This is a genomic window from Frankia sp. CoWAU3 (assembly GCF_977971855.1).
In genome coordinates, this window is the sequence record NZ_CDWWXB010000165.1 from 8790 (window position 1) to 9377 (window position 588).

Genomic DNA, 588 nt, shown 5'->3' on the forward strand with positions numbered 1-588 from the left:
TCTCCATGGCGACGGCGACCGCACGGGCGGCCCGGCTGGCTGCGGCGCGACGACCATACAGTCGGGCGCACAGCGACGTCAGGATCTCGGTGACGCCCCGGATAAGGTCGCCGTCCACCTCCGCGGAGTCGACAATGAGCAGGCCTCGGCCCTGCGCGGACAGTGCGGCCTCGACATACTCGGCGCCGACCCGGGCACACCGGTCCCGGTGCTCCACGACGATCGTCGACACGTCCGGGTCCCGCAGCAGGCCAAGGAACTTCCCCCGGTGACCGTTGAATGCGAAACCGGCCTCGGTAACGACCCGACCGACCGTGACACCGTTTTCGCCACACCACGTCGCGACGCGGGCAACCTGCCGGACAGATCGAAACACTGGTCCGCTGACGACACCCGCGCGTACACCACGGCGGCAACCTGCCGGACAGGGGCGGCAGGTTCGTCGACGATCACCAGCCCGCCGGCCTTGCGGGCAGGGACCGGGAGGAGGCCGTCGCGGTACCAGCGGCGTGCCGTGGTGTACCCAACACCGTTCGCAGCGGCCCACTCCTTAAGGTTCACACGGCCACTATACGGCGCCATCAGACA

At 69.2% G+C, this 588-nt stretch carries 1 pseudogene; it reads right to left on the minus strand.

What is annotated here, in order from left to right:
- Nucleotides 1–561 (minus strand): annotated as a pseudogene (locus tag AC08ON_RS13865) (IS607 family transposase); the annotation flags it as partial.
- Nucleotides 562–588 lie beyond the last annotated feature (27 nt).